We start from the raw sequence: 24,565 nt of genomic DNA, 5'->3' as shown, positions 1-24,565 counted from the left end.
AGGAGCGCCATGACCATGGTGGGTTCGCCCCTCGGACCGCCGCCGTTCGACCCGCAGCTCGCCGGACCGCTGCGCGACATTCTCGACGGCCTGCCGAGCATGACCGCAGACCAGATCAGCTTCCGGCGGGAGCTGTCGGCGGCCGGCCGGATGTCCGACGAACAGATCCGTCGGGGCGGTGCGTTCGACATCGAGGAGCTGACCGCCGCCGGGCCGCCCGGCGCGCCGGACATCTCCCTGCTGATCTGTCGTCCCACTGCGACGCCCGGTCCGTTCCCCGTGATCTACCACATCCACGGCGGCGGCATGGTGGCTGGTACCAGCCGTAGCCGGGAGCTGGACGGCGACCTCGACCGGGCGCAGGAGCTGGGGTTCGCGGTCGTCGCCGTGGAGTATCGCCTCGCGCCCGAGCATCCGGCGCCGGCCGGGCTGGAGGACTGCTACGCCGGGCTCGTCTGGATTGCCGAGCACGGAGCCGGGCGGTCACTCGACCCCTCCAGGGTTGTGGTCAGCGGCAACAGTGCCGGCGGTGGGCTGGCGGCCGGAGTCGCGCTGCTGGCCCGCGATCGCGGTGGACCGCGCCTGTTCGGTCAGATGCTGCAGTGCCCGATGCTCGACGACCGGTGCGAGACCCCGTCGGGGCGGCAGATGGACGGTGTCGGCCTCTGGGACCGGACCTCCAACCTGACCGGTTGGACCGCGCTGCTCGGTGAGCGCCGAGGCGGCGACGTCTCGCAGTACGTCGCTCCGGCACGGGCCGACGACCTGTCCGGGCTGGCGCCGATGTTTCTCGACGTGGGCTCGGTCGAGGCCCTGCGGGACGAGGCGGTCGACTATGCCAGCCGGGTGTGGCAGGCGGGTGGCCAGGCCGAGCTGCACGTCTGGTCGGGTGCCTTCCACAGTTTCGACGAGTGGGTGCCGGACGCGACCGTCTCGCGCGGGGCCCGGCAAGCCCGGGTGCAGTGGCTGCGTCGGCTGCTCACGGGGTGAAGATGGCCTGCAGAACCACGGCACCAGTGCCGTGAACGCGTACGGCGGGGTGTCCCGCCGTACGCGTCGGGTCATCGTGCGGAAACCACGTTCATCGCCGCGTCGGCCAGAAACTTGGCGGCCCAGTTGGGAAAGGCCAGCGGCTCGAAGCCCCCGGTCAGCGGGAAGGAGCCCGGCAACGCGCCCACCGCAGCCGGTTCCAGCGGCTGGCGCACCTGCAGTTCGGCCAGGCGCGCCAGCACCTGTTCGCAGCGTTTCGCGAGGACAGCGTCGCCTTCTCGCCGGTGCAGGTCCCACCAGATCGTCACCATCTGGGCATCGCCGGTGAGGCATGCGTAGTCCGCCAGCGGTTCGAACCCGAGGCCGATCTCGCCCGGCAGCAGCGGGTACAACGGGCTGTCCAGTTCGGCGAGGCGGCGCGCGCACCGGTCCGCCGCAGCGCGGGCCTGCTCAGCGAGATCGTCGGCGAGCAGGTCGGCGCAGCGGGACAGCCCACGTAGGGCGTATCCGATGGTGTGGGTCCACGGCGTGTGGCTGGCGGAGAATGCCATGCCGTCGATCCAGCCGTCCGGCCGGACCTGCCGGAGGATCCAGTGCAGCGAGCGGCGGACCGCGGCGAGGATGGCCGGATCGCCGGTGGCCCGCCACAGCTCTGCCAGCGCCCAGCTGACCCGCGACGAGTACGTGTTCGGGAAGTCGAAGTGGGAGAGCCAGGCACCGTCGGCACGTTGCTGGGTGAGCAGCCATCGGCCGGCGCGTTCGGCAGCCGCCTCGCTGGCGGTGTCTCCAATCGCCAGGAGACCGAAGATGATCTGGCCGACGTCGAAGACAACCGGCGGACCGTCGACGCCCATGCCGCCGGGGAACGCGCCGTCGGCGGACTGCAGCTCGAGCAGCCAGTCGCCGATCTCGCGGGCGCGCACGGCCAGAGCGGGTCGGTCCAGAACGCGCGCCGCGCGCAGCAGGGTCGGCACGAGATAGCCGCTGGTCTCCGGGTAGGGGGGCTGCCAGCCCTGCCGCAGGTCGTAACCTGCCGCGACCCCGCGTCGTCCGGTCGCGTCGTGCGCAGTCTCCACCCAGCTCATCGCGTCATCGGCGATGCCGAGGATGTCGTTCGTCATGGATTGATTGTCGAGCTCCCCTGTCCACCCTGGCAAGTTTTTGGCACAATCAGGCAAAGGATGCGGTAAAGATTTGGCAAGAAGAAGGGGGAGTCATGACTGAGACACTGCTGCCGTCGCCGACGGTCACCGTGCAACGCATTGCCGGAAACATCGGTGCGGTCATCGGCGGCGTCGACGCCTCAGGCCCGTTGAGCGACGAGGTCGTCGCGCAGGTGCGGCAGGCCCTGCTCGATCACAAGGTGATCTTCCTGCGCGACCAGGAGCTCGACTACGACAGCCAGGTCGCCTTCGTGAAGCGATTCGGCGACCTGACCCTTGGCCACCCGATCTACGACAACGCCGAGGAGCAGCCGCACCTGCGGGCGATGGACTCCTCCCACGGCACCCGGGCCAACCACTGGCACACCGACCTGTCCTTCATCGAGCGCCCACCCGCAGCGGCCTTCCTACATGCCAAGGTCATCCCGCCGGTGGGTGGCGACACCATCTGGGCCAACACCGCCACCGCGTACCAGAGCATGCCGGCCGAGCTGCGCGATCTCGCCGACCGGCTGCGGATCGTGCACAGCAACGACTCCGACTTCACCGACGACACCGTCGACTGGCGCGGCGACTACATCTCCAACCGGATCGAGACGGAGCATCCCGCGGTGCGGGTGCACCCGGAGACGGGGGAGCGTGCCCTGCTGCTCGGCGGATTCGCGCATAGCGTGGTCGGTTACAGCCCGCAGGTCTCCCGCGAGCTGATCCACTCGCTCCAGGAGTACGTGACCAAACCGGAGCAGACAGTGCGGTGGCAGTGGCGGGTCGGCGACCTGGCCATCTGGGACAACCGTGCCACCGAACACTACGCCGTCTACGACTACGGCACGGCGCACCGTCGGGCGGAACGGCTGACCCTGGTCGGCTCGACGCCGGTAGGTGTCGACGGGCGACCCAGTGTCGTGCTCTGCGGCGACACGACCGCCTACAGCAACGGCGCCTGAGACTACCGCTTGTGAGCCGCTCGGCCGGGACTCTGGCCGAGCGGCTCGTCAGTCTCCGGTCAGAGTGGTGGCCAGCGTCCGCCAGATCTCGGCGGCAAGCTCGACGTTGCGAGCCGACTCCGCCTCCTCGGCGAGCTCCCGCATCCGGTGCACACCGGCCTCCCGGTCACCCCGGCGGATCTGCAGCCGGACACGCATGGCCTCGAACTTCAGGCGGTCGCGGAAGGAGAGCAGCGACTGCTCGGCGGCGACCCGCTCCGCCATCTCCCACGCCTCGTCCAGGCGGCCCTCCTCCACCGCGAGGTAGACCCAGAGGGTACGGAGCTCCTGCTGATGCAGCTCGGTACCGACCAGGCTGACGACCGTGGCCGCCTCCTGTAGCCTGGCCCGCACCTCGTCCAACGGCGGCGGGCTCACCTGGAGACCGAGTGAGGCTGCGGCCAACCGTAACCGCATCCACAGCACCAGGTCGACGTGGCTGTCCAACCGGTCGAGAGCACGTTCCAGCAGCCGCCGGCCCCCGGCGTGATCGCCCTGGCGGGTGCTGACCGTGGCCGCTGCCCAGAGCGCTTCGACGTGCGCCGTGCCCTCCACGTTCTCGGTCAGCTCACACAGCAGCTCGGCGTGTGCCTGCGCGGCCGCCAGCTCCCCCACCTCCGCCTCGATCGCGACGAGGGCCTGCAGGGCGCCCGTACGGGCGGCTTGTGATGCCTTTTCGGACAGCTCATGCGCCCGCTGCGCGTACTCCCGCGCCTGCGCGGTGTGGCCGAGCGTGCGGGCGCAGCGGGAGAGGCCAGTGCAGGCGCGGGACCACAGCTCAGGCGACGCCAACGACTCGCTGAGGTCGACCAGCTCCTTGAGCAGGACGTACTCCTCCTGCTGCTGGCCCTCGCCGCGACGGATCTCGGCCAGCAGCCAGAGCGCCTGCCACCGCAGCGCGGGGTCGAGGTCGGGTGTCTTGTGCAGGGCATCGGCCAGCGACTCCGCCAGGTCGGCGTCGTTCGCCGCGGCCACCACCGCAGCCAGGAGCTCGGCGAAGGCGGAGTGCCGCGGAGTGCCGACGCCGTCGTCCGGGCTTTCGAAGGCGGAGACCGACACGCCGAGCCGGCGTGCGAGGTTCTCCACTACCCGGTGCGTCGGCGGCCGTGCGCCGGACTCCAGCCGGGACAGATATCCGGTGGACATGACCCCGTCTGCGAGCGCCGCCTGAGACAGGCCACGCTCGGCGCGAAGAGCCCGGAGGCGTTGTCCGAATTCGGGTTGTTCGAGCATGGTCTTCCTTGAGTCGTCAGCTCCATCAACGACGACCTGTCGTGATGGCAAACGTTAGCGGCCAGGGGTTGCTCCCCGTGACTGGGGCTCGCCGTGTTTGACCAGCAAGCGGGGCGCCCCCGCTCAACCGGCGGCGGCCCGGACGCCTCCCGGGAGTCTGTCGCGCGCCCGACCCTGCCGGTCGGCGGCGAGGAAGGCCGTGGCAGCCGCGGTCAGGATCGCACAGGCGAAGAAGACGTTGGTGAAGCCGAGCCATTCGGCGACCACTCCGGCGGTGGCACCGCCCAGCAGAATGCCGATCTGGAACGAGCTGGTGTAGAGCGAGGAGGCCATACCGACGCGGTTGCCCATCGCGTCCTGCAGGATGGTCACCGGGATGCTCAGCACGATCGCGGTCCAGAGCGCGTTCGGCACCTGCAGCAGCACCAGCGCGAGCTTGGTCTGAACGAACGGGAGCGCGACGAAGAAGATCGTGGCGCAGGCGGTGGCGGCGAGCATGAGGCGCCCCTTGCCTATCCGGTCCGCGTATCGCCCGAGCACCAGGATCACGCCGACCTCCAGCGCCGCGCAGAGCCCGAGCAGCAGTCCGACGAACCCGGCGTTCAGGCCCAGGTCGCGAGTGATGAACAGGGCGACGTTGATCTGATAGATGTTGTTCACCGTCAGCATCAACAGCACGGCCAGGATGAGCAACCACAGCGACCGACCGATGCCGGCGAACGGGTTGCCCCTGGCCTTGTTCTTGGTAACGGTATCGGTCAAATCGGGCAACAGCCAGCGGCACAGCACGCCCGAGGTCATGTAGAGCGCCCCGGTGAGCAGGTACAGCGCGGTGAAGCCCTGCGCGTCGATGAGGAAGAACCCCAGCGGCGGGCCGACGATCCAGCAGGTCGACGTGATCGAGCGCAACACCGAGTTGAGCAGGGTCGGGTTCAGCGAACGGGCGGAGGCGAAGTCTCGGTTGTAGGCGAAGATCTGCGCGAAGCCGGATCCACCGATGGCGAAGAAGACCGCGCCGATGGCGAACAGCACGTAGTAGTCGCGGATCGTCGCATAGGCCAGCGCGCCAGCGGCGGAGAAGAACGGGCAGAGCATCAGCAGGGTGCGCCGGTTACCGGTGCGGTCCGACAGCGCGCCCAGGCTCAGGCCGGCCGCCACCTCCAGCAACCCACGGCCGGTGAAGAAGAGTCCGATCAGCAGCGGGGTGGCCCCGATCGCCGTGGCCAGAAAGAGGCTGGTCGAGGTGTTGACCAACGCGCCGCCGAGGCCGACGAGCGCGGTGTTCACCATGAGGCCGCGCAGCGCGCCGTCGTTGACGAGTTGCGTGAAGCCGGTGCTCTTGCTCGCCACCGCGGTCACCTGGCGCCCGTGGAGGTCAACCTCGCCAGGTACTCAGTGCAGGACGGCAGGCCGCGGTCGCGGATCTCCTGCTCGATCAGGAAGATGTCATGGTCCGGGCGGAGGCGGGTGATCGGGGTGTCGTACTTGGCCGCGAAATAGTGGTGGTTGGCCTTCGCGCTGCGAGTGTCCTCCTTGGGGTGCGGACAGTGCACCGCCACCGCGTCCCGGCTCAACAGGAAACGCGCCCCCCCGCGATGAAGGCGGTACGCCAGGTCGACGTCCTCCCCGCCCCATGACCGGTACGCCTCGTCGAACATCCCGACCGCACGGGCCTGCGCCGTGTTCACCGAGACGTTGCAGGTCCAGAAGACCAGCCAGGGCGCTGCCAACTCCCACAGCCGCTCGCCGTACCGGTGGTAGTACCACTCCCGTACGTCGGGCAGGGTGTCGTCCCGTGACAGCCGCTCAATGGTGCCGTCCGGGTCGGCCGGGTCGATCCGATCGGCGGCTGCGCGGATGTCGTCAGCGAAGCCCCATACGTAGCCGATGACGGCGGCCGGGCCGGCTGTGCTCTCATGGGCGGCGCAGTGCGCCGCCAGCGCGCCAGAGCCGAGCACCACCCCCGAGTCGACGAAGACGCTCACTGGGGCGCGTGCGGCCCGCAGACCCAGGTTGCGGGCCTGGGCGACGCGGAAGCCCTCGTCCTCCTGGAAGAAATACCGGATCCGGAGCCGGTCGTGGTAGCCCGCGACCAACGCCTCGGTACCGTCGTTCGAGCCGTCGTCGCAGACGATCACCTCGAAGTCGTCGGCGGGCAGGTCCTGCCGGATGAACGAGTCGAGGGTGTGCCGGAGCAGGGTGATCCGGTTGTACGTCGGCACGATGACGGAGCAACGCTGCGGTGTAGTCATCAAATTCGTCCCTCTTCTTATCGTGGCCAGGCGAGCCGGAGATCTCACCCCGACGATCGGGCGCCGGACAAGCCGAGTACGCCGAGCCCGGCAAGTTGGCAACTCCAACGAGCCGCACGCACCCTCACCAACCCAACTTTGCCACAGGTTGCCAAAATTTGCCTAGCTGTGCAGACTAAACGGGTCATCCGCCGACTCACGAGAGGACTCCTCATGACCGACGCCGGCCGTCCCGCGCAGGCACCCGCCGCACCGACCCGGCGGGTGCTCGTCGGCGCCTGCGGGATGGGCAACGGGCACGCCTCGCGCCAGCTGAACCTGGTGCGTCAGCTGCAGGAACGCGGACATCGAGTGGCCCTGGTCACCTTCGGCGACGGGGTCGCCGCTCTCAACGACGCCTTCCCCTCCCACGTGCCCATCGCCGAACCCACCCACTTCCCCGGCGGCTGGGTCGCGATGACGCCGACCGGCATCGACATCACCCGCAGCGCCGCCAACGGACGGGAGCTCGACCCGCGGGGCGATGCCTGGAACTTCGCCCTCTGCGAGCAGGTCGCCGAGCAGCTTGGCGACGCGCCCGAGGTGGTGCTGACCGACTACGAGCCAGCCAGCGCGCAGATCGCCTACCTGGTGGGTGCTCGCCTGATCACGACCGAGCAGCAGAGCAAGTTCCTGTTGTACCGCACGCCAGACGCCGGCGGCTACACCCGCTGGCACGAGGCGGCCAAGTTGAGGTACTTCTTCCCGGCCGCGGACGACCGGATCGCCTCCTCGTTCTTTCCGCTGGAGTGGGAGCGTGACGAGCGGTACGAGGGTCAGGTCATCGAGCCGATCCTGCGCCCGGACGTGTTGTCGATGACGCCCGAGGTCGACGGGACCTCCGTGGTCGTCTACCTGTCGCCGTACGCCGCGATGCGCCAGGAGCCCGCCGAGTTCCTTCGCGTGCTCGCCGGCTTCCCGGAGGTGACGTTCACTGTCTTCAGCAAGACGCCGATCGGTGACGCACCGCAGAACGTGGTCACGTCCCTCTTCGACCGTCCGAAGTTCACCGAGGCACTACGCACCTGCTCAGCGGTGGTCGCCACTGCTGGTCACCAACTGCTGTCCGAGTGCCTGTACCTACGCAAGCCGGTCCTGGCACTGCCGTTCGACGTCTACGAGCAGCAGTTCAACGCGATGATGCTGGACCACTGCGGGATCGGTGTTCATGGCGGCCGAGAGCTCTCGGCCGACCAGCTACGGCGGTTCCTCGACCAGCGGCCCGCCTTCGCCCAGGCCGCCGACCGGCTCGCCACGCGTCAGTTCACCGGCTCGTCGGCCGATCTCCTGAACCGCTTGGGGTTGTGAGCCGCGTGCCTGCACGCGACGCCCTGGCAGGTGCCGAACCGACTGGGCCGCAGGGGCAAGATTCCTGCCAGCACCTCCGTTAATCAGGGAATCCTGCCTGACAAGTTTGTCAAACTGCGGAGGGAGAGGCACACTTCAGGTCCCACAGCGCTCGAGGTCGGTGCTACCCGGGCCGCTCCAGGACGAGGGTGAGATGCTCGAACAACCGGCTTTCGGCGAACACCTGCGGGCCATGCGCGTCAAGCGAGGGCTCTCGCAGGCTGCCCTGGCCGGCGACGGGATGTCCACCGGGTATCTCTCCCGTCTCGAGTCGGGCGCCCGCCGGCCGAACAGCCGGATCGTCGGGTACCTGGCGGAGCGGCTCGGCGTGCCGGTCGCTGAGCTGGCAGCGCCCTCGGTCGGCGGGTCCGGCCCACCGTCCACGCAGACTTCGTCGCTCCTCCAGTTCCTCGCCGAGGCTATCTCCACCTCCGCTGACGACGGAACGACCGAGCAACTCGCCGAGGCGCTGCACGACACCGACAGCTGGGACCCGGCACTGCGCTGGCAGGCGTTGTGGCTACTGGCCCGCACCTTGAACGGCAAGGGTCGCCACGACGAGGAGCTCACCCTGCTCACCGAGCTGACCCAGCTCAGCGACGAGCTGGGTGCGCCGCAGCTGCGGGCCCGGGCGTACATCCAGCTGTCCCGCTGTATGCGCCTGCTCGGCGACAACGAGTCGGCCCGCAAGCACGCGATGACGGCGTGGCAGGCCGCCGAGGGCCTGTCGGTGGCGGACCGGGCCGGTGCCCTGCACGCACTGGTTTCCGCAGAGGCTGAGCTCGGCCGGCTGACCGAGGCATGGACCCATGCCGACCAGCTCTGCAGACTGACCGAGCAGGCGGCGGGCACGCTGCAGGTCGAGGCGCTGTGGGCGGCGGCCACTGTCCGCATCCGACAGGGCGACTATCGAGCCGCCCAGGATCTGCTCGAGCGTGCGCTGCTCGGGCTCGACGGCCGCCAGGACCTGCTCCGGTGGATCCGGCTACGACTCGCGGCGGCTTCCCTCTATCTCCAGCTCACTCCCGCCCTCACCGAACCCGCGCAGGCGCTGCTGGACGAGGTCACCCCGGTGCTACGGGTGGTCGGCACCGAGCTGCACGCCCAACAGCTGACCGCACTGCGCGCCCACCTCGCCGTCAAGCAGGACCGACTGGACGAGGCTCGAGCGATCTGCGCGCAGATCGACGGGCAGGCGCTGCTGCTGTCGTTCCGGGACCGCATCCGGTTTCAGGCGCTGTGCTGCCGGCTGCGCATCCTCGACGGCGACCACGAGCACGGCGTGCGCACACTGAAGGACCTCGCGCAGCAGGCGCAGGAGGCGCGCAACCCGGAACTCGCAGCAGAGGTCTGGCGCACCATCGCCGAGACGGTGACCCAGGACATCTCCCAAACCACTGCCGGAACGGGTGCCCGCTGACCGGGGTTGCCACTCTTGGCAACCGGTGACAACATGGCAGAGGTTGGCGCTAGCCATGCAGATGTGTCGCCAGCCGACGGGAGGCCTTCCGTGCAGACCAATCCGATACCGCCGGTGGGGCCCGCCCGTCTCGACGAGGGCCTGCACCAGCGGGTGGCCCGGACAGCCCGGTGCCGGCCCGGGTCCACGGCGCTGGTCGCCGAGGATCGCCACATCAGCTACCGCGAGCTGGACGCCACGGCGAACGCCTGGGCCGCCCGGCTCGCTGCCGAGGGCGTGACCGCGGGCCATCAGGTGCCGATCGTCCTGCCACGCGGGACGGACCTCGTGCTCGCTCTCCTCGCAGTACTCAAGACAGGTTCCGCCTATGCGCTGCTGGACCCGGCTTGGCCCGCAGCACGCCTGCGGGAGGTCACCGCAGTGCTCCACGCGCCGCTGCTGATCGCCGCCGAACCGGTCGCCGGGCCCGACCTTCCGGTGTGGACACCTCCGGTGAACGAGGCAGCCGCACCGTCCGGATTCCGGCCCGCCGAAGTCAGTGGGGACACGGCGTGCTGTGTGTTCTTCACCTCGGGAACCACCGGACGTCCGAAAGGCGTGCTCACACCCCACCGCGCCACCGCCCGGCTCTTCGCGGTCGACACCTTCGCCACCTTCGACGAAAACACTGTGATCCCGCTGGCCGCGCCGGCGCCATGGGACGCGTTCTCCCTGGAACTGTGGGCGGCACTCGCCAACGGCGGCACCTCGGTGATCGTCACGGAGCCGTACCTGACCGCCGACGGGCTGCGCGACGGCATCCGCCGGCACGGAGTTTCCACCACCTGGCTGACCAGCAGCCTGTTCAATATGCTGGTCGATGAGGACCCAGATGCGTTCGCCGGGCTACGCCTGCTGATGATCGGTGGAGAACGTCTCTCACCCACCCACGTAGGCCGGTTTCTGCGCCGCCACCCCGGCGTCGTCCTACTCAACGGATACGGTCCGGTGGAGTGCACCGTGTTCGCCACCACCCACCGGATCTCACTGGCCGACGCCGAACACCCGGACGGGGTGCCGCTGGGCCGTCCCGTCCCGGAGACCGGGGTGCACCTCCTTGATGGCAGCCGGCCGTGCGCGGACGGCGAGATCGGCGAGATCTGCCTCACCGGCACCGGGCTGGCGCTGGGCTACGTCGGTGACGAGGAGCAGACCGCGCGCAAGTTCGTGACGATCCGGGTCGGCGACCAGGAGGTACGTGCGTACCGCACCGGCGACCTCGGGGTCCGGGACGCCAGCGGGCTGCTGCACTTCCGTGGGCGCGCCGACCGGCAGGTGAAGATCCGCGGCCATCGCATCGAGCCGGCGGAGATCGAGCGCAGGATCATCGCCCTGCTACCGGTACGCTCCTGCCGGGTGGTGGTCGACCGCACCGGCGGCGCTGAGCCTCGGCTGATCGCCTGGTGTGTGCCAGAGCAGCCGGATGACCCGCTCGGAGAGGCGCTGCCGGTACTACGTGAGGCGCTTCCCGCCTATCTGTTGCCCGCCGAGATCCGGACGATCACCGCCTTTCCGGTGACGCCGCAGGGCAAGCTCGACGAACGGGCTCTCCTGTCACGCGCCGTCCCCGCCGGTCGCCATGCCGCCGGTAACGGGCACGGCGAGCGGCCGGCCGGGATGGCTGTGGTCGTCGCCGAGGTCTTCGCCGAAGTGCTGGGCCGCACCGGGGTGCCGCTGGACGTGTCCCTCAGCGACCTGGGCGGTAGCTCGCTGGACATGGGCCGGGTCTGCGCGCGCCTGGCAGATCGGCTGGAACGGCCGGTCCCGCTCGCCCAGCTCCTCGACCATCCGACCGTCACCGGGCTGGCCGGCTGGCTGCAAGGAGCCGACCCCGGTGCACGCGCGGACTCCGATGCACGCGCGGACACCGGTGCACCGGCGGACACCGGCGACGCCGAGGTGGGCGTCGTCCCGCTCACGCCCATGCAGCTGATCTTCCTGACCCGGCATCTGCTCGACCCGACGGACCTGACCTCGCACTGTCTGCTGACTTGGGTGATCGACGGCGAGCTCGACCACGAGGCGCTCGAGTCCGCGATCGCCGCGACGCACGCCCGGCATGAGCCGCTGCGCGCGGCCTACCTGGGCGATCCCCGGCCGATGGCACGGATCACCGAGGTCGACCCGCCGCCGCTGGAGAGACTGCCAGCGCAGCCGTCCGTGCCAGCCGCCATCGCGGCGTTGCGTGCGCTCTTCACCAGCGGGCTGCTGATTGAGGATGCGGATGTGTGGCGGGTGGCCGTGTCACCGGCCGGGGACGCGACCGTGCTCGGGATCGTCGTGCATCACATCGCGTTCGACGGCTGGTCGGAGTCGGTGCTCGCACGGGACCTGGCGGCGGCGTACAACGCCGCCCGGCGTGGTGCGCCGCCGCCGGACCAGCCCGCGCCGCCGGCACTGGCCCGCGCCTACGGCGACTACATCGAGCGGCTCGCGATGAGCGGCCTGGTGGACCAGCGTGAAAGGTTGCGGATCGAGCTCGCCCGGGTGCCGTCCCTGCACTGGCCGGTCTCGCCCGGACCGGATCAGGTCGCCGGCACCGGCCTCGTCGAGGTATCCATCGAGCCGGACATGGTGGCCGCAGTTGACGCCGAAGCCAAAGCCGCTGGTGTCAGCCGATTCGCGGCGTTGCTGCACCACTACGCGGTCTCTCTCGCCGAGGTCACCGGGCAGCGGGACTTCGCCGTGGGCATCCCGGTCGCCCAGCGGCACGGAGCCCGCTCGGAGCTCGCCGTCGGGTGCCACATCGCGATGCTGTGCCTGCGGCTGCGCGGCGCAGCGCTCGGTGAGGGACCGGGCGCCCTACGGGCGGCCCAGCGCGACTTCGCAGCGGCGTTCTCGGCACAGGACGTGACGTTTCAGGACATGTTGCGACTGCTCGATCTGCCCGGCGGCAGCCGACCACCACTGTTCCAGACCCTCTTCGCCGTGCAGGACAACGCGCCCGGGGAACTCGCACTGGAGGGTGCCCGGACCACCTTCGTCCGCCAGCCCTATCTTGACCTGCCGCTGGAACTGCACGCGGAGATCTGGCCGGGCGAGGACGGCGGGTTGCGGCTGACGTTGTACTTCCGGCGCGACGTGATCGCCGAGTCGACCGTCGAAGAGATGAGCAAGCGAATAGGCGAGCGGATCCGCACGCTCTGATCACCGCAGTGTCAGGCGAATCGGCAGCGTCTCGGGCCCAGCGACTGCGATGGACCGCACCCGGTGCGCCGGACCGGCCGGTTCGATGAGCCGGATCCGGTCCAGCAGTTCGCTGTACAGGATCCGCATCTGTGCGCGGGCGAGCGTGGCGCCCAGGCAGAAGTGCTCCCCGATACCGAGCGCGAGATGACGGTTGGGGGTACGGCCGATGTCGAAGTGGTCCGGGCTGACGAAGACATCTTCGTCCCGGTTGGCCGACGCGACCCAGAGCACCACCCGATCACCGGCCGCGATCCGCTGATCGCGGATGACGCAGTCCCGGGTGGCCGTCCGCATGCTGTGCGTGGCACTTGACGTCCACCGCAGCACCTCCTCGACGGCCGTCGGCAACAAAGACCGATCGGCACCGAGCCGCTCCCACTGGTCGGGGCGCGCCAGGAACGCGGCCATTCCGCCAGCGATCGCCAGCCGCCCGTTCTCGGTGGCACCAACGATGTTCTCGCAGTTCAGCAGGACTTCTTCCTCGGTGAGCAGGGCACCGTCGATGGTGCCGCCGAGCAGGGCACTGACCAGGTCGTCGGCCGGCTCGACGAGGCGACGCTCCATCAATCCGATGAAGTAGTGCATCAGTTCCTGGTGCGCGGCCAGCGAGACACCCGCCTCGAATGCCTCGTTGGTCCAGCGGAACAGCTTCTCGTGGTCGTGTTCCGCAACGCCCATGATGGAGCCGATCAGATACATCGACAGCCGGCCTGCGACGTCCTGCACGAAGTCGACGACCGGCTCGTCGACCACCCGGGCGAGGATGGCGCGCACCGAGTCACGCATCGACTCTTCCAGCCATCGGACCGAACGGGTGGTGAACCAGCCCGCGACGACCGCGCGCAGTTGCCTGTGCCGGGGCGGGTCCGTGAGTGCCAGCGTCATACCGCCGCCAGGGTCCTCGCCCCGGTGGGCGGGGCGCAGTAGCACACCGCGGCGGGACGAGAATGTCTCCGGGTCGCGGTAGACCGCTCGGACGTCCTCGTACCGAGTCAGCGACCAGAATGCCGGCAGGTCGCCGTCGGGATGGCGCAGCACCGGCGCGTGGTGACGCATCCAGCGCCACACCCGGTGCGGGTCGCCCTCGGCGTGCAGCACCGGATCGGTGAGCCGGTGCAGGCAGACGGGCTCGTCCAGCAGCCGGGTCGGCTCAGCGGCGTGCGATGTGGATCGCATCCTCTTCTCCATCCCGTCGGATCAACTTTGTGCCAAGCTTGTCAAGAGGTTGCCATAAATTGCCTAGTGCGGCAATGTTGGGTTCGGCCCTGATCGCCGCAACTTCCTCCGGAGGTCGTCCATGGAACGGGACCGCGCTCTCGACGTCGCTGTGACCGGGGTGTCCGCCCGTCTGCCGGGCGTGACCGACCTGGACTCGTGGTGGGACGCCGTTAAGGGCGGGGCGGTCCTGACCCGCCGACTGACCCGCGCCGAGTTACTCGACGCCGGCGTGCCGGCCGAAGTCGCCGGCGCGGAGGGCTACGTCCCCGTCCGCGGTGTACTTGCCGACGTCGATCGCTTCGACCACCGGCTGTTCGGTATCAGCGCCCGTGACGCCGAACTGATGGACCCACAGCACCGGCTGATGCTCGAGGTCGCCTGGTCTGCCCTGGAGGATGCCGGGATCACGCCGCAAGCGGCACCCGGCGACAGTACCGGCCGCAACATCGCCGTCTTCACCAGCGGCAGCGGCAGCGGCTACCTGCGAGCCATGCTCTCCGGCGGACCACTCGACCCGCTCACCCTGGACCAGGCCCTGCACGGCACCGAACCGGACTTCATCGCCAGTCTGATCGCCTACAAGCTCGGGTTGACCGGCCCGGCGCTGAGCGTGCAGACCGCCTGCTCCTCCTCGCTGGTCGCCGTGCACTTCGCCACGCAGGCCCTGATCAACGGCGAATGCGACACGGCCCTGGTGGCGGCCGCCGGCATCGACTACCCGCAGGGCGGCCACCTGCATGTCGACGGCGGCATCCAGTCGGCCGCCGGGCAGTGCCGGCCGTTCGACGAGCACTCCGACGGTGTCGTGGCCGGTTCCGGGGTAGTGGCCGTGGTGCTGCGCCGGCTCGCCGACATCGGCGACGGCCCCGATCCGTACGGAGTTCTGCTCGGCGGTGCGGTCAACAACGACGGCGCCGCCAAAGCCGGCTACTACGCGCCCTCACTGACCGGTCAGGAGGAGGTGATCCGGACCGCCCTGGCCGTCGCCGACGTGCCCGGATCATCCATCGGCTATCTGGAGGCGCATGCCACCGGTACCCGGATCGGCGATCCGATCGAGTGGGCCGCGGCGAGCGCGGCGCTGGCTGCCATGGGTGCCGCACCGGGCCAGGTCGCCGTCGGCGCGCTCAAGGCCACCGTCGGCCACCTCGACGCGGCGTCCGGCCTGGCCTCGCTGATCAAGGCGATGCGGGTGGTCAGGGACGGCGTCGTCCCCCCCGTCGCCGGGTTCACCGCGCTCAACCCGCTGCTGGACGCCGAAGGATCGCCACTGCGCGTGCCGACGGCTGCGGAGCCCTGGACCGGGCCGGTCCCCCGGCGCGCTGGGATCAGCTCGTTCGGCATTGGCGGCACCAACGCTCACATGATCGTCGAGGCACCGGAGCCCGCGCCGGCCCGGCCCGTGGCACCCGTCCGGGACCGGGTGGTCATTCTGTCCGCCTCTGATCCGGAGGCCCTCGACCGGACGGTGGAACGGACGACAGCGCACCTGCGCCGCGAACAACCGGACCTCGCCGACGTCTCCGCAACTCTGGCCGTCGGTCGCGCCACGCTGCCGGAACGCCTGGCGGTGGTTGGCCGCGACAGCGCCGAAGTCGCCGAACTGCTGCAACAGCGCCCGCTGCGCACACGTGGCCGCGCGCCGGCCGGGCCGGTTTCGGTGGCCTTCCTACTCCCCGGCCAGGGCTCGCAGCGGCCGGGGATGGCTATCGGGTACGCAACGGCGCTGCCCGGATTCAGCATGGCGCTGCAGGAGTGCCTCGCCGTGTTCCACGATGAGCTGTCCGAGCGGCTGCGCCGCGCGCTGTTCGACCCCGCCTTCCCGGCCGACGAGCTAGCCCGCACAGAGCTGGCACAGCCGGCCCTGTTCGCGGTCGGCTACGCGACCGGGCGTGCCCTGGCCGGACTCGGCATGGCGCCATGCGCTCTCCTCGGCCACAGTCTCGGTGAGATCACCGCGGCGTGTCTCGCCGGCGTACTCGAGCTCGCCGATGCCGCTCGCTTCGTCGTCATCCGAGGGCGTGCCATGCAGTCCTGCCCGCCGGGCGCAATGCTGGCTGTCGGCTGCGATGCCGACACCGCCTGGGACCTGATCGCCGAATCGGGCGCCAACCTGACGCTGGCAGCGGTCAACAGTCCGGCCAGTTGCACCCTATCCGGCACCGAACAGGAGGTGGAACGGCTGCGCCGGCACATCGGCGACCGGGTCTTCGCCCGCCGGCTGCACACCAGCCACGCCTTCCACTCCCGGCTGATGGAGCCTGCGGTGCCCGAACTGGCTGGGGCGCTCACCGAGGCGGCTCTACGTCCGGTGATGACACCGCTGGCCGGAAACCTGACCGGGGAGATTGTTCCGGTCGGCGGCACCGTCACCGTCGCTGCACTGGTAGAGCAGGTGTGCCGGCCCGTACTCTTCGGCGACGCCGTCGCCGCGCTTGCCCGGCAGCATCCGCACTGCGTAGCTGTGGAGGTCGGCCCTGGGCAAGCCCTCGCCACTGCGACCGCAGCCGCCGGGCTGACCGCAGTGCCGCTCGATCCCGGTGGCGGGGACCCCGGCCGGGCGATCCTCGAGGCCCTCGGCCGGCTGTGGACCCTGGGCGTGCCGGTGCCGCCACACGCCCTCGGGGCTGGCGAAGGCCGGCGCATCCATCTGCCTGGCTACGCCTTCGCCGGGCCCCGTCTGCTCGCACCCGAGGTGAACCGCAGCCCGGTGGTAACGGCTACCACCGTTACCACGGCTACCACGACCCCCACGGGAAATCCCGATCCCGAGGTGACGCTGCCGAAGCTCTGGGCCGAGGTACTCGGGCAGGACGATCTCGCCAAGGACGCGGACTTCTTCGCCCTCGGCGGCGACTCCCTGCTGATCACCCAGCTGGCCCGGCGCATCCATGACGAGTTCGGCGTCCGCGTCCCGCTGCGCGAACTGCTGGCCGGCCGGACGCTCGGCCGACAGACCGCGCTGGTCCACAGAGCCCTGACGAGCATCGCCAACGCCTGAGAAGGCGCGGCATCACCACCCCGTCCGACGGCGCCTGCGGACCGGACCATGCGGATGTCGTGAACGTATCTCCGCACTCCTGCCGTGACTTGCCAAGGCGGAAAGTCACAGCTACTCTTTCCGTACTGGAAAGAGAGGAACCTATGGCCATCTTTCCCGACGACCCCACGCCGGATGAGGCGACGAGGGCCTTGACATCGATCGAGCGTATGAAGCAGTTCGGGCTGAGCAAGGGCCTGTATTCGCGATGGTTCGCCGCAGCCGTGTCATCGTGGTCCGCCGCCATGGCTGTCGCCACCGTCTACGACGGCCCACTCGCTACATGGAGCGTCGCTACCCTTCTCATCGCCGGGCTCGTGGCCCTCGGCGCGTGGCGGCACCGCGTCGTGGCGCGGGTGAGGGCCGTGCACGGCACTGCCGAAGCCCTCGCCATCGTCGTGGCCGCACCACTGGTGATGCTCGGACTCGGATTGTTCGCAGCTCAGGCGTTCGACGCGTCCCGGCAGTGGTGGATCCCGTCGGCATCCGGGGCGGTCGCGGGTCTGGTGCTCTTCACGGTGCTCGAGCTTCTGCGCCACTCGACTCGACGAAGGGTCACGGGACGACCGTCATGAGCGCCCGCACCCCCGCGTCGGCAGAGACGCCGTGGTGACCGTGCCCCGCCTCGATCCGGTCATCCATGCACCCCACCGCCTGCACATCTGTTCCCTGCTGACTCCTCTGGACGAGGCCGAGTTCCAGATGCTGCGAGAGGCACTCGGGATCAGCGACTCGGCACTGTCCAAACACATCAAACAGTTGGAGGATGCGGGCTACCTCAGGCTGCGCAGGGCTACCCTCAACGGTCGCCGACGGACGTGGGCGCAGCTTACGCCTACCGGACGGCAGGCCTTCGCCGCACATGTCGATGCGCTGACCGAGATCGCATCGCTCGCGCACAGCTCCCAGTAGTGTCGTGTGATGCCGACGCCGCGACTGGGGCGGCCCGTCGGCTCACGGATCGAGACCGCGATCGCGGCCTGCCCAGGGATCGCGGCCTGCACGGCTCGCTCCGGCACACCGGCCGCCTGACCGAACCGGTCAGCCGCGACAGACCTAGACCCGGGCAGCAGACGGGCGGGTGCAGAAGCCGCGGCCAGGCGGAGTAGGGTTGGCCCTTGACGGGCCGTTAGCTCAATCGGCAGAGCTGAGGACTTTTAATCCTTAGGTTCTGGGTTCGAGTCCCAGGCGGCCCACCCAAGACGGCTACCCAAACGGAGGGATCATGAGCTACGAAGCCCAGCTCATGACCGATGGCTTGTTGGCCGCACGTCTGGTGGGCTCCGCACCGAGGCAGGTCGGTGGGTGAGCGACGATGGTCCGCGCGGCGGTGCCGACCGCCCGAGCAAGGAACGCGCCTACGTGAGCTACCGCAGTCAACAAGCCCTGCACCGGTTCGTCGCGTTCGTCAACTCGCCGTAGTCGAATCATCGCCCTGCCCTGCGGTGATCTCTTGGTTGAAACCCTCTTCTTACGGTGTGGTCAATCATCAGGGCTGCGCTGCCAGGACGTTGGGCAGATCGCCGAAGCGGGCTTTCGCATCGCGACTGAGGATGATTCGTCCGGTCTCGGCGGCGTGCGCGGCGACGATCAAGTCGTGCGCGCCGCGTGGTGTTCCGGCGTGTCGTACGTGCGCGATGAGTCTGGCGTGGTGAGCGGCCGTGGCGTCGGTGTAGTCGAGCACGTCGACTGCGGAGACGATCGCGGCCAAGGCTCGGGCGCGGTCTGCCGCGCGGGCGACGGTGTCGGCCATTTCGATGCCGACCCGGTACTCGGCGACGGTTATGGCGGCGATCGCCAGTTCGTCCTCGTCGAGGGAAGCGCGGTCGAGCGTGCCGCGCTCGTAGGCGATGACGACGTTGGTGTCGAGGATCAGGCGTCGGCCCACGGATCCGTCCGTTCGCTCGTCACGTAGCTGAGAGCGTCGGCGAGATCCGTCTCGAAGCGGTCGTCGGGCGCGGGCATGTCGGCGAGTGCTGCTCGTAGGTCCCTGCCGGTGCGGCGGTGCGCCGGACGGATCTCAGCGATCGGGCGGTTTCCCCGCGTGACGGTGACGCTCTCGCCGCGCTCGATGGAGTCGAGGAGATCGGAGAATCTCCGTGAGGCTTCTGTGGCCGAGATGGTTCGCATGGACCTAGTCTATCTGATAATCAGATCAGTTGCTGCGTACGCCCGCGCTGGCGGTGCCGGCACCGGACAAGATCGCGGGCGGCAGGCCCGGTCTTCGTCGGGGCCATCGGTTGCGGCCCGAGGCGGGCATGCGAGCCAAAGCCAGCGGCCGTGGATCACCGGCGATCGTGGTCGGCGCGGTTCACATGGGGCACCTCCGACCTACCACGGGAGCTGGTGGCGTTAGCAGAATATCAATTGTTTTGCCCTTTATGTACCGAATTCAACCAACCTTTCCGGCGGACACCCACCGCCACGACCGGTCGATGACGCAGGGACACCGGGCGGGATGACCTTTCCGGTACCGAGGTCAGGCAGATCACCTCCGCTGATCGGCGGTTGGCCTGCACCTACTGGCATCGGCCGAGCGGTACGCCACTCGACTCGACCGGCCCTTTGCGGAAGAATCGGCGCCGATTCGTCACGCCGATAATGTCCACAACAGAGGCTGCGGCCGGTCGAGCCAGCCGACAGATGGGGGTGAAGCAGTGCTCGAACTGCGAGATGTCGTCAAGCAGTGCGGTGAGCGGCTTGATCGCTTCCGAACGAGCCGGAGCCGGCTTGGCGAGCAGGACACCAAGGCGAGCCTGATCAGCCCGATCATCGAGGCACTTGGTTGGGATCCGCGAGATCCTGATGAGGTCTCTCACGAGTACCGGCGCAACGGCACCGACAACCCGGTCGACTACGCTCTGTTGTTGCGGAAGACCCCGAAGTTTTTCATCGAGGCGAAGGGCCTCGGTCAGAACCTCGATGTCCCTAAGTGGGCCAACCAGACGATCGCCTATGCCACGGCCGCCGGAGTCGAGTGGGTCGCCCTCACCGACGGCAGGGAGTGGCGGATCTACAACGCACACGCCCCGGTGCCCATCGAGCAAAAGCTGTTCCGAGCCGTACGCATTGACGATACCGAGCCTGCAGTGACGCTACTCAGCCTGTTCAGCAGGGACAACATGCGAGACAATCGGATCGATGAGCTATGGAAGGAGTTCTTCGTCGATCGCCAGGTCGATACTCAACTGAACGCCATGTTCGGCAGTGCTGATCCGGCAGCCGAACTTGTCGCTGCGCTGAGCCAACGCCTACCACGGTTCACCGACGACGAGATCCGGGCAAGCCTGACCAGGGCGAAAGCCACGTTCGACTTCCCTGGACTCAGTGGCCGGCAGGCCCCGCCATTGGGCGCTGCGGATGAGCCGACTCCGCTACCCTCACCTGCTCCATCCCCGAGAGCTGCCGGTACCAGCAGGCCCAAGGTCAGCAGTCGGGCGACCAGACCGACTGTGACTGAGCAAGAGCGCCGGGTCAAGGTGAGCGACATGATCGCCGCTGGGCGGCTCCGACCGGGAAGCACTCTCCACGGAACCTACCTCGGCGTGACATATCGGAGCGAGTTGCTCCCGGACGGTCGGGTCCGTTACAGCGGGCAGGTCTACTCCTCGCTGTCGGCTGCTGGCCAAGCGGTCAAGGTGGCAGCCCTCGGGAGCGATGCTCCGGAGTCGAAGCTCTCAACGGATGGACTTGAGTTCTGGCGGGCCACCGATGCCGTGAGCGGCGACGTGGTCAGCGTCAAGGAGATCCGACGGCGAACTGCCCGGGACGCCACCCGCCACAGTGGCCCAGGTGGCGTATGACCCTGGGCCTGCGAACCGCGCGAAGCTTGTAGGCGAAGCGGAGCTACCGCCGGAGCGCGTCCGATTCAATGCCCGCCGGCTGCTCGGGCTGCGCCTGGCGGCGGCGCTTGAGGATCATGTCCCGCACAGTACGGCGCAGGTCCGGCGGGATCAGCCAGATCTGGGCGAACGTGAGGTAGTCCAGCGTGCCCGGCTGCCCGTGCCGGCGCGCCTCACGCAGCAGTGTCGCGAAGACCTTGCCGCTGCGGGTAGGTGCCGCCATCGAGCTGATCACACTCATTGTGAGCGCGGCGTACGCGCGGGGCGTCATCAGCGGACGGCTGCGCCGCAGCCAGTCGAACTGTGCCTGCCACGGCGAGTCCAGGCTGATCCGTGGCCGGTTCTCGTCCTGATGCCAGATGACCAGCGGCTCGTCGGCGAAGGTGAGCGCCACGTCGTCGTGGCTCAGCGCGCGCAGCGACCAGTCGAGCTCCTGCATCCGGGGCACCGTCGGATCGAACGGCACCCGACGGAACAGCTCGGTCGGGGCCATGATCGTCGACGTCTGGATGAAACCGTCCCCGTGGAACAGTCCGCGCCGGACGGTGAAGTACTCGCTCGGCGGCTCACCCGGATCCGGTAGCCGACGAGGGATGACGAACTCGGCCCGTGGGGTCCGGTTGACCAGCCGGCTGGCGACGATCGGCAGCGGCGCGGACGCCTCGCGGGCCACCTCGAGCTGGGCGGCGAGCTTGTGCGGCAGCCACTCGTCATCGTCGTCGAGCAGCGCCACCCAGGGTGCGCGGGCCTGTCGTACCCCGGCGTTGCGGGCCGCCGGCGCGCCGCCGCTGGCCGGCAGCTCGACCACCCTCAGCCGGGCGTCGGCGACCGCGTCGAGCGCGGACCGGGTAGCCGTGTCGGGCCCGTCGACCACGACGATCACCTCGAGCTCCTCGACGCTCTGCGCGAGGGCGCTGTGAGCGGCGCGGGTCACGAGGTCCGGGCGGTTGCGGGTCGGGATGACCACGCTGACGGCTGGGCTATCGGACATCACGCCTGACGATGGCGACCGTGAGCGACCATTGGGTGAAATCTGGGTAGTCATCATCCGTACGGGTCGGGAACACCCTCGGCGACCGGGCGACGTACCGGCGCAGACCCGGCCCCGACCCCCGGCATCCGGCCCGCCAGGGCGCCAGGAGCGGACCCGGGTCGGCATCGCCCCTGGCTAGACTCCGGCCGCAGCCTGTGGAGGGAGCGGTGTGACCAAGGTTCTGTTCATCGCGGCGTGGGGACGCAGCGGCACCACCATCTTGGACAACATTCTCAACTCGTACGAGTCTGTCTTCACCGTCGGTGAGCTCACCTACCTCTGGCTACGCGGGCTGCAGCAGCGCCGGCCGTGCGGCTGCGGCGTCCCGGTCCCCGAATGCCCGCTCTGGCGGGAGATCCTCCGCGCCGCGTACGGGGACGACCCGCCGTCGGCCACCGAGGTGTACGCGCTGCAGCGGCGCGCGCTGCGGGTCCGCCACACGCCCACTCTCCTACGCACCCGGCCCGGCCCGGACGTCGAACGCTACCGACGGCTGATGGCCTCGCTCTACCGGGCGGTCGCGGACGTCACCGGTGCCACGCTGATCGTCGACTCGTCCAAGTCGCCCGCCGACGCCGCGATGCTGTCGGGTGTCGACGGGGTGCAGCCGTACCTGCTGCACGTGGTGCGCGACCCGCGAGCGGTGGCGTACTCCTGGTCCCGGACGACCTCCCACCACGATGCCTCGACCCCCGGCCTGACCCACCACCACAGCCCGGCCGAGAGCAGCCGGCTGTGGCTCGGCTGGAACCTGCTGATCGAGCGGACCGCCCGCGCCTATCCGGGCCGGCACCGGCGGTTGCGGTACGAGGACTTCATGGTCGAGCCCCGGGACACCGTCGAAGGGCTGCTCCGCTTCGTCGGCCTGCCGGAGGAGGTCGTCTCGCCGCCGGCCGGCGGGCCGTTCGTCGACCGGCGTACCGTGCGGCTGCGGCCCAACCACACGGTCTCCGGCAACCCGAGCCGGTTCCGCACCGGCGAGGTGTCGCTGAAACTGGACGATCGCTGGATCGACCAGCAGGCCCGGGGCCAGCGGCTGATCTCGACCACGGTGTCGATGCCGCTGCTGCCCCGCTACCGCTACCCGCTGTGGCCGGCTCTGCGCCGCACCGTCGACCCGGCCCACTGAGCCCGGACCCGCCGACCCGCCATCCAGGCGACCACCACCGTCGCCTTCGCCAGCGACCGTACGCCGGCCACCTCGACCGTGGTCGGCACCAGCGCGGCAGGTGCCCGGCGACGCCGGGACGGCTGCGGCATGCCGTTCGCCAGGTCGGTCACCTCGAACCGGGTCAGGTCCACGACGCCGACCTCGTCGGCGGGCACGTCGCGGTGCCCGTACACCGAGGTCACCGCGTCGAACAGCGGCTCGTCGGCGGAGCGCACCCACCGCGCCCGGCTGAGCGCCGCGGTCCGCCACAGCCGTACGCCGGCCTCCCGCGCCGGGTCCGCCCCGGGCTCGCCGACGTCGACCCGGACCACACCGGCCTGGTGGCGGTCGGCGACGTCGATCAGGCGTCGCAGGCCGTCCGGTGCCAGGCCGTACGCGGCCGGCAGGTCCAGCAGGTACGGCGCGGGAAAGACGCTGCCGGGCCGTTCGGTGGCCAGCCGGACCCGTGGTTCACCCCGGTAGGTCGCGGCGATCAGTCGCAGGTCGCGCAGCGGGTCGGTGAGCACCCGTACCCGCGCGTCGTCGAGCTGATCCCACGGGCCGACCAGGGTGACCCGGATGTCGTGTTCGCTGCTACGCAGCACCGAGTCGACGGCCGCCCGTACCCGTTCCAGCGGCTGGTCACCGACTGCCGTGACCACCTCGACGAGCGGGACCGACCAGGACGTCCCGCCCACCTTGCGCCAGCTGCGCGGGTACGGGATCCGGTCGGCGAAGAACGGGCGGTTCCAGCGGGCGATGTCTTTGCGGGCGCGCATCACATGGGTCCGCCCCAGATGCCAGCTCCGCGCGGCGGGCTCCGGCACGAACACGGCACCCGCCTGGGCGAGCCGGTAGCCGAACTCGGTGTCCTCGCCCAGCCGCAGCTGCGCGTCGAACCCGCCGGCCCGCTGGTACAGCTCGCGGCGCAACGCGGCGGTCGCGCCGACGTGGATCTTGAACGCGTGATGGTCGGCGATGCGCAGCTGGTCGGTCTGGTTGACGTACCGCTCGACGTAGCTGTGCGGCTCACCGGGGTTGCCACCGAACAGGTCCGCTGCCGCCCCGCCAGCCAGCGTCTGCGCGACCGTCTCCGCCGACGGCCACCGCCCGTTGCCGTCCGGGTCGACGAAGCGCTTGTAGCCGAGGGTGACCGCGTACGGCAGCACATGCTGCCAGCGAACCTGGGCCGCCACATGCTCGGGATAGGCGATCATGTCGGCGTCCAGCCAGTGCAGGATCTCGCCGGTGCTGTGCGCGACGCCGCAGCGCAGGGCGGCGGCCCGTCCCCAACCGGCCTCGCCGTCGGCACCGACCCGGACGATCTTCGTCCGCGACGGCCGGACCTCGGGCAGGGTCAACGGCGGGTCCGAGCCGTCGTCGGCCACGACGACCTCGAGCAGGTCCGCCGGGTACGTCTGCCGGCTCAACGACGCCAGGGTCAGATCCAGCGTGGGCTGGCAGTTGAAGGCCGGGATGACGACGCTCACCGTCATCGTGGGCCGCCAGCTGTCCAGATCGGGTACGGCCACCGACGACCAGTCGTTGCGGACGACCCGTGGGACGACGCCCGCCGGCTGCCCGACTGCCCCGGATCCGGATCCGGATCCGGATCCGGATCCGG

Annotated in this window: 19 protein-coding genes and 1 tRNA gene; 11 read left to right on the top strand and 9 right to left on the bottom strand. The window is 69.7% G+C overall.

Translation table 11 applies throughout. From position 1 onward, the window contains the following. The first annotated feature begins 9 nt into the window (after window positions 1–9). Window positions 10–990 (top strand): alpha/beta hydrolase, encoded by a 981-nt coding sequence (locus O7629_RS28495; protein ID WP_278173112.1) that lies wholly within the window; start codon window positions 10–12, stop codon window positions 988–990. 71 nt (window positions 991–1,061) lie between these two features. Here O7629_RS28495 and O7629_RS28490 read toward each other — a convergent pair whose 3' ends face one another. Next, a complete protein-coding gene (locus O7629_RS28490) occupies window positions 1,062–2,111 on the bottom strand; it encodes a prenyltransferase/squalene oxidase repeat-containing protein (protein WP_278173111.1) in 1,050 nt (349 codons plus the stop codon). 95 nt (window positions 2,112–2,206) lie between these two features. On the opposite strand from O7629_RS28490, the gene O7629_RS28485 reads away from it, so the two are divergent. After that, window positions 2,207–3,100: a TauD/TfdA family dioxygenase gene (locus tag O7629_RS28485; RefSeq protein ID WP_278173109.1), complete on the top strand. Its 894-nt coding sequence runs from the start codon at window positions 2,207–2,209 to the stop codon at window positions 3,098–3,100. A gap of 48 nt (window positions 3,101–3,148) precedes the next feature. On the opposite strand, the gene O7629_RS28480 is transcribed toward O7629_RS28485, so the two are convergent. From O7629_RS28480 to O7629_RS28470, 3 genes are all read right to left on the bottom strand, one after another. Then, window positions 3,149–4,372 (bottom strand): helix-turn-helix domain-containing protein, encoded by a 1,224-nt coding sequence (locus O7629_RS28480; protein ID WP_278173107.1) that lies wholly within the window; start codon window positions 4,370–4,372, stop codon window positions 3,149–3,151. 123 nt (window positions 4,373–4,495) lie between these two features. Beyond that, window positions 4,496–5,722: a sugar efflux transporter gene (locus tag O7629_RS28475; protein ID WP_278173106.1), complete on the bottom strand. Its 1,227-nt coding sequence runs from the start codon at window positions 5,720–5,722 to the stop codon at window positions 4,496–4,498. Between the two features lie 5 nt (window positions 5,723–5,727). Further along, window positions 5,728–6,624, bottom strand: coding sequence for a glycosyltransferase (locus tag O7629_RS28470; RefSeq protein ID WP_278173104.1), 897 nt, complete (start codon window positions 6,622–6,624; stop codon window positions 5,728–5,730). Between the two features lie 213 nt (window positions 6,625–6,837). Between O7629_RS28470 and O7629_RS28465 the strand changes: the two genes are divergently transcribed. The 3 genes from O7629_RS28465 to O7629_RS28455 all read left to right on the top strand — a co-directional run bounded on the left by O7629_RS28465 (window position 6,838) and on the right by O7629_RS28455 (window position 12,616). Next, window positions 6,838–7,971 carry a glycosyltransferase family protein gene (locus tag O7629_RS28465; protein ID WP_278173103.1) on the top strand — a complete coding sequence of 378 codons (1,134 nt, stop codon included), beginning with the start codon at window positions 6,838–6,840 and terminating at the stop codon, window positions 7,969–7,971. A 193-nt stretch (window positions 7,972–8,164) separates the two neighbouring features. Further along, the gene (locus tag O7629_RS28460) at window positions 8,165–9,430 is read left to right on the top strand and encodes a helix-turn-helix domain-containing protein (RefSeq protein ID WP_278173101.1); all 1,266 of its coding nucleotides are present in this window, start codon (window positions 8,165–8,167) and stop codon (window positions 9,428–9,430) included. Window positions 9,431–9,520: 90 nt separating this feature from the next. Further along, window positions 9,521–12,616 (top strand): amino acid adenylation domain-containing protein, encoded by a 3,096-nt coding sequence (locus O7629_RS28455; protein WP_278173100.1) that lies wholly within the window; start codon window positions 9,521–9,523, stop codon window positions 12,614–12,616. On the opposite strand, the gene O7629_RS28450 is transcribed toward O7629_RS28455, so the two are convergent. Beyond that, window positions 12,617–13,834 (bottom strand): cytochrome P450, encoded by a 1,218-nt coding sequence (locus O7629_RS28450; RefSeq protein ID WP_278173099.1) that lies wholly within the window; start codon window positions 13,832–13,834, stop codon window positions 12,617–12,619. Between the two features lie 121 nt (window positions 13,835–13,955). On the opposite strand from O7629_RS28450, the gene O7629_RS28445 reads away from it, so the two are divergent. The 4 genes from O7629_RS28445 to O7629_RS28430 all read left to right on the top strand — a co-directional run bounded on the left by O7629_RS28445 (window position 13,956) and on the right by O7629_RS28430 (window position 18,112). After that, entirely contained in the window at window positions 13,956–16,877 is a 2,922-nt protein-coding gene (locus tag O7629_RS28445) for a beta-ketoacyl synthase N-terminal-like domain-containing protein (RefSeq protein ID WP_278173098.1), read from the top strand. Window positions 16,878–17,020: 143 nt separating this feature from the next. After that, window positions 17,021–17,491, top strand: a complete 471-nt coding sequence (locus O7629_RS28440) for a hypothetical protein (RefSeq protein ID WP_278173097.1) — start codon at window positions 17,021–17,023, stop codon at window positions 17,489–17,491. 31 nt (window positions 17,492–17,522) lie between these two features. Continuing rightward, window positions 17,523–17,828, top strand: a complete 306-nt coding sequence (locus O7629_RS28435) for a transcriptional regulator (protein WP_278173096.1) — start codon at window positions 17,523–17,525, stop codon at window positions 17,826–17,828. Window positions 17,829–18,039: 211 nt separating this feature from the next. Next, a tRNA-Lys gene (locus O7629_RS28430) sits at window positions 18,040–18,112 on the top strand. A gap of 293 nt (window positions 18,113–18,405) precedes the next feature. Here the strand turns inward: O7629_RS28430 and O7629_RS28425 are convergent. Both O7629_RS28425 and O7629_RS28420 read right to left on the bottom strand, forming a co-directional pair. Next, window positions 18,406–18,804 (bottom strand): PIN domain-containing protein, encoded by a 399-nt coding sequence (locus tag O7629_RS28425; RefSeq protein WP_278173095.1) that lies wholly within the window; start codon window positions 18,802–18,804, stop codon window positions 18,406–18,408. Continuing rightward, window positions 18,789–19,046, bottom strand: coding sequence for a type II toxin-antitoxin system prevent-host-death family antitoxin (locus O7629_RS28420; protein WP_123606771.1), 258 nt, complete (start codon window positions 19,044–19,046; stop codon window positions 18,789–18,791). The genes O7629_RS28425 and O7629_RS28420 overlap by 16 nt, the downstream gene beginning before the upstream one ends. 527 nt (window positions 19,047–19,573) lie before the next feature. Here O7629_RS28420 and O7629_RS28415 point away from each other — a divergent pair. Beyond that, complete coding sequence (locus O7629_RS28415; RefSeq protein ID WP_278173094.1) at window positions 19,574–20,719, top strand: hypothetical protein; 1,146 nt, start codon at window positions 19,574–19,576, stop codon at window positions 20,717–20,719. A gap of 43 nt (window positions 20,720–20,762) precedes the next feature. On the opposite strand, the gene O7629_RS28410 is transcribed toward O7629_RS28415, so the two are convergent. After that, complete coding sequence (locus O7629_RS28410; RefSeq protein ID WP_278173093.1) at window positions 20,763–21,749, bottom strand: glycosyltransferase family 2 protein; 987 nt, start codon at window positions 21,747–21,749, stop codon at window positions 20,763–20,765. Window positions 21,750–21,960: 211 nt separating this feature from the next. On the opposite strand from O7629_RS28410, the gene O7629_RS28405 reads away from it, so the two are divergent. Further along, window positions 21,961–22,920 carry a sulfotransferase gene (locus tag O7629_RS28405; RefSeq protein WP_278173092.1) on the top strand — a complete coding sequence of 320 codons (960 nt, stop codon included), beginning with the start codon at window positions 21,961–21,963 and terminating at the stop codon, window positions 22,918–22,920. Here O7629_RS28405 and O7629_RS28400 read toward each other — a convergent pair. After that, a complete protein-coding gene (locus O7629_RS28400; RefSeq protein WP_278173091.1) occupies window positions 22,872–24,473 on the bottom strand; it encodes a glycosyltransferase family 2 protein in 1,602 nt (533 codons plus the stop codon). The two genes, O7629_RS28405 and O7629_RS28400, sit on opposite strands and share 49 nt — an antisense overlap. Window positions 24,474–24,565 lie beyond the last annotated feature (92 nt).

Origin of the sequence: Solwaraspora sp. WMMD792 (assembly GCF_029626105.1) — a bacterium.
Lineage (GTDB): Bacteria > Actinomycetota > Actinomycetes > Mycobacteriales > Micromonosporaceae > Micromonospora_E.
This window is presented reverse-complemented; position numbering and strand designations above follow the sequence as displayed.

Excerpts from the sequence above, each read along its gene's own strand:
- O7629_RS28495 (WP_278173112.1), top strand. The coding sequence starts at position 10 with ATGACCATGGTGGGTTCGCCCCTCGGACCGCCGCCGTTCGACCCGCAG.
- O7629_RS28490 (WP_278173111.1), bottom strand. The coding sequence starts at position 2,111 with ATGACGAACGACATCCTCGGCATCGCCGATGACGCGATGAGCTGGGTG.
- O7629_RS28485 (WP_278173109.1), top strand. The coding sequence starts at position 2,207 with ATGACTGAGACACTGCTGCCGTCGCCGACGGTCACCGTGCAACGCATT.
- O7629_RS28480 (WP_278173107.1), bottom strand. The coding sequence starts at position 4,372 with ATGCTCGAACAACCCGAATTCGGACAACGCCTCCGGGCTCTTCGCGCC.
- O7629_RS28470 (WP_278173104.1), bottom strand. The coding sequence starts at position 6,624 with ATGACTACACCGCAGCGTTGCTCCGTCATCGTGCCGACGTACAACCGG.
- O7629_RS28465 (WP_278173103.1), top strand. The coding sequence starts at position 6,838 with ATGACCGACGCCGGCCGTCCCGCGCAGGCACCCGCCGCACCGACCCGG.
- O7629_RS28460 (WP_278173101.1), top strand. The coding sequence starts at position 8,165 with ATGCTCGAACAACCGGCTTTCGGCGAACACCTGCGGGCCATGCGCGTC.
- O7629_RS28450 (WP_278173099.1), bottom strand. The coding sequence starts at position 13,834 with ATGCGATCCACATCGCACGCCGCTGAGCCGACCCGGCTGCTGGACGAG.
- O7629_RS28445 (WP_278173098.1), top strand. The coding sequence starts at position 13,956 with ATGGAACGGGACCGCGCTCTCGACGTCGCTGTGACCGGGGTGTCCGCC.
- O7629_RS28440 (WP_278173097.1), top strand. The coding sequence starts at position 17,021 with ATGGCCATCTTTCCCGACGACCCCACGCCGGATGAGGCGACGAGGGCC.
- O7629_RS28420 (WP_123606771.1), bottom strand. The coding sequence starts at position 19,046 with ATGCGAACCATCTCGGCCACAGAAGCCTCACGGAGATTCTCCGATCTC.
- O7629_RS28410 (WP_278173093.1), bottom strand. The coding sequence starts at position 21,749 with ATGTCCGATAGCCCAGCCGTCAGCGTGGTCATCCCGACCCGCAACCGC.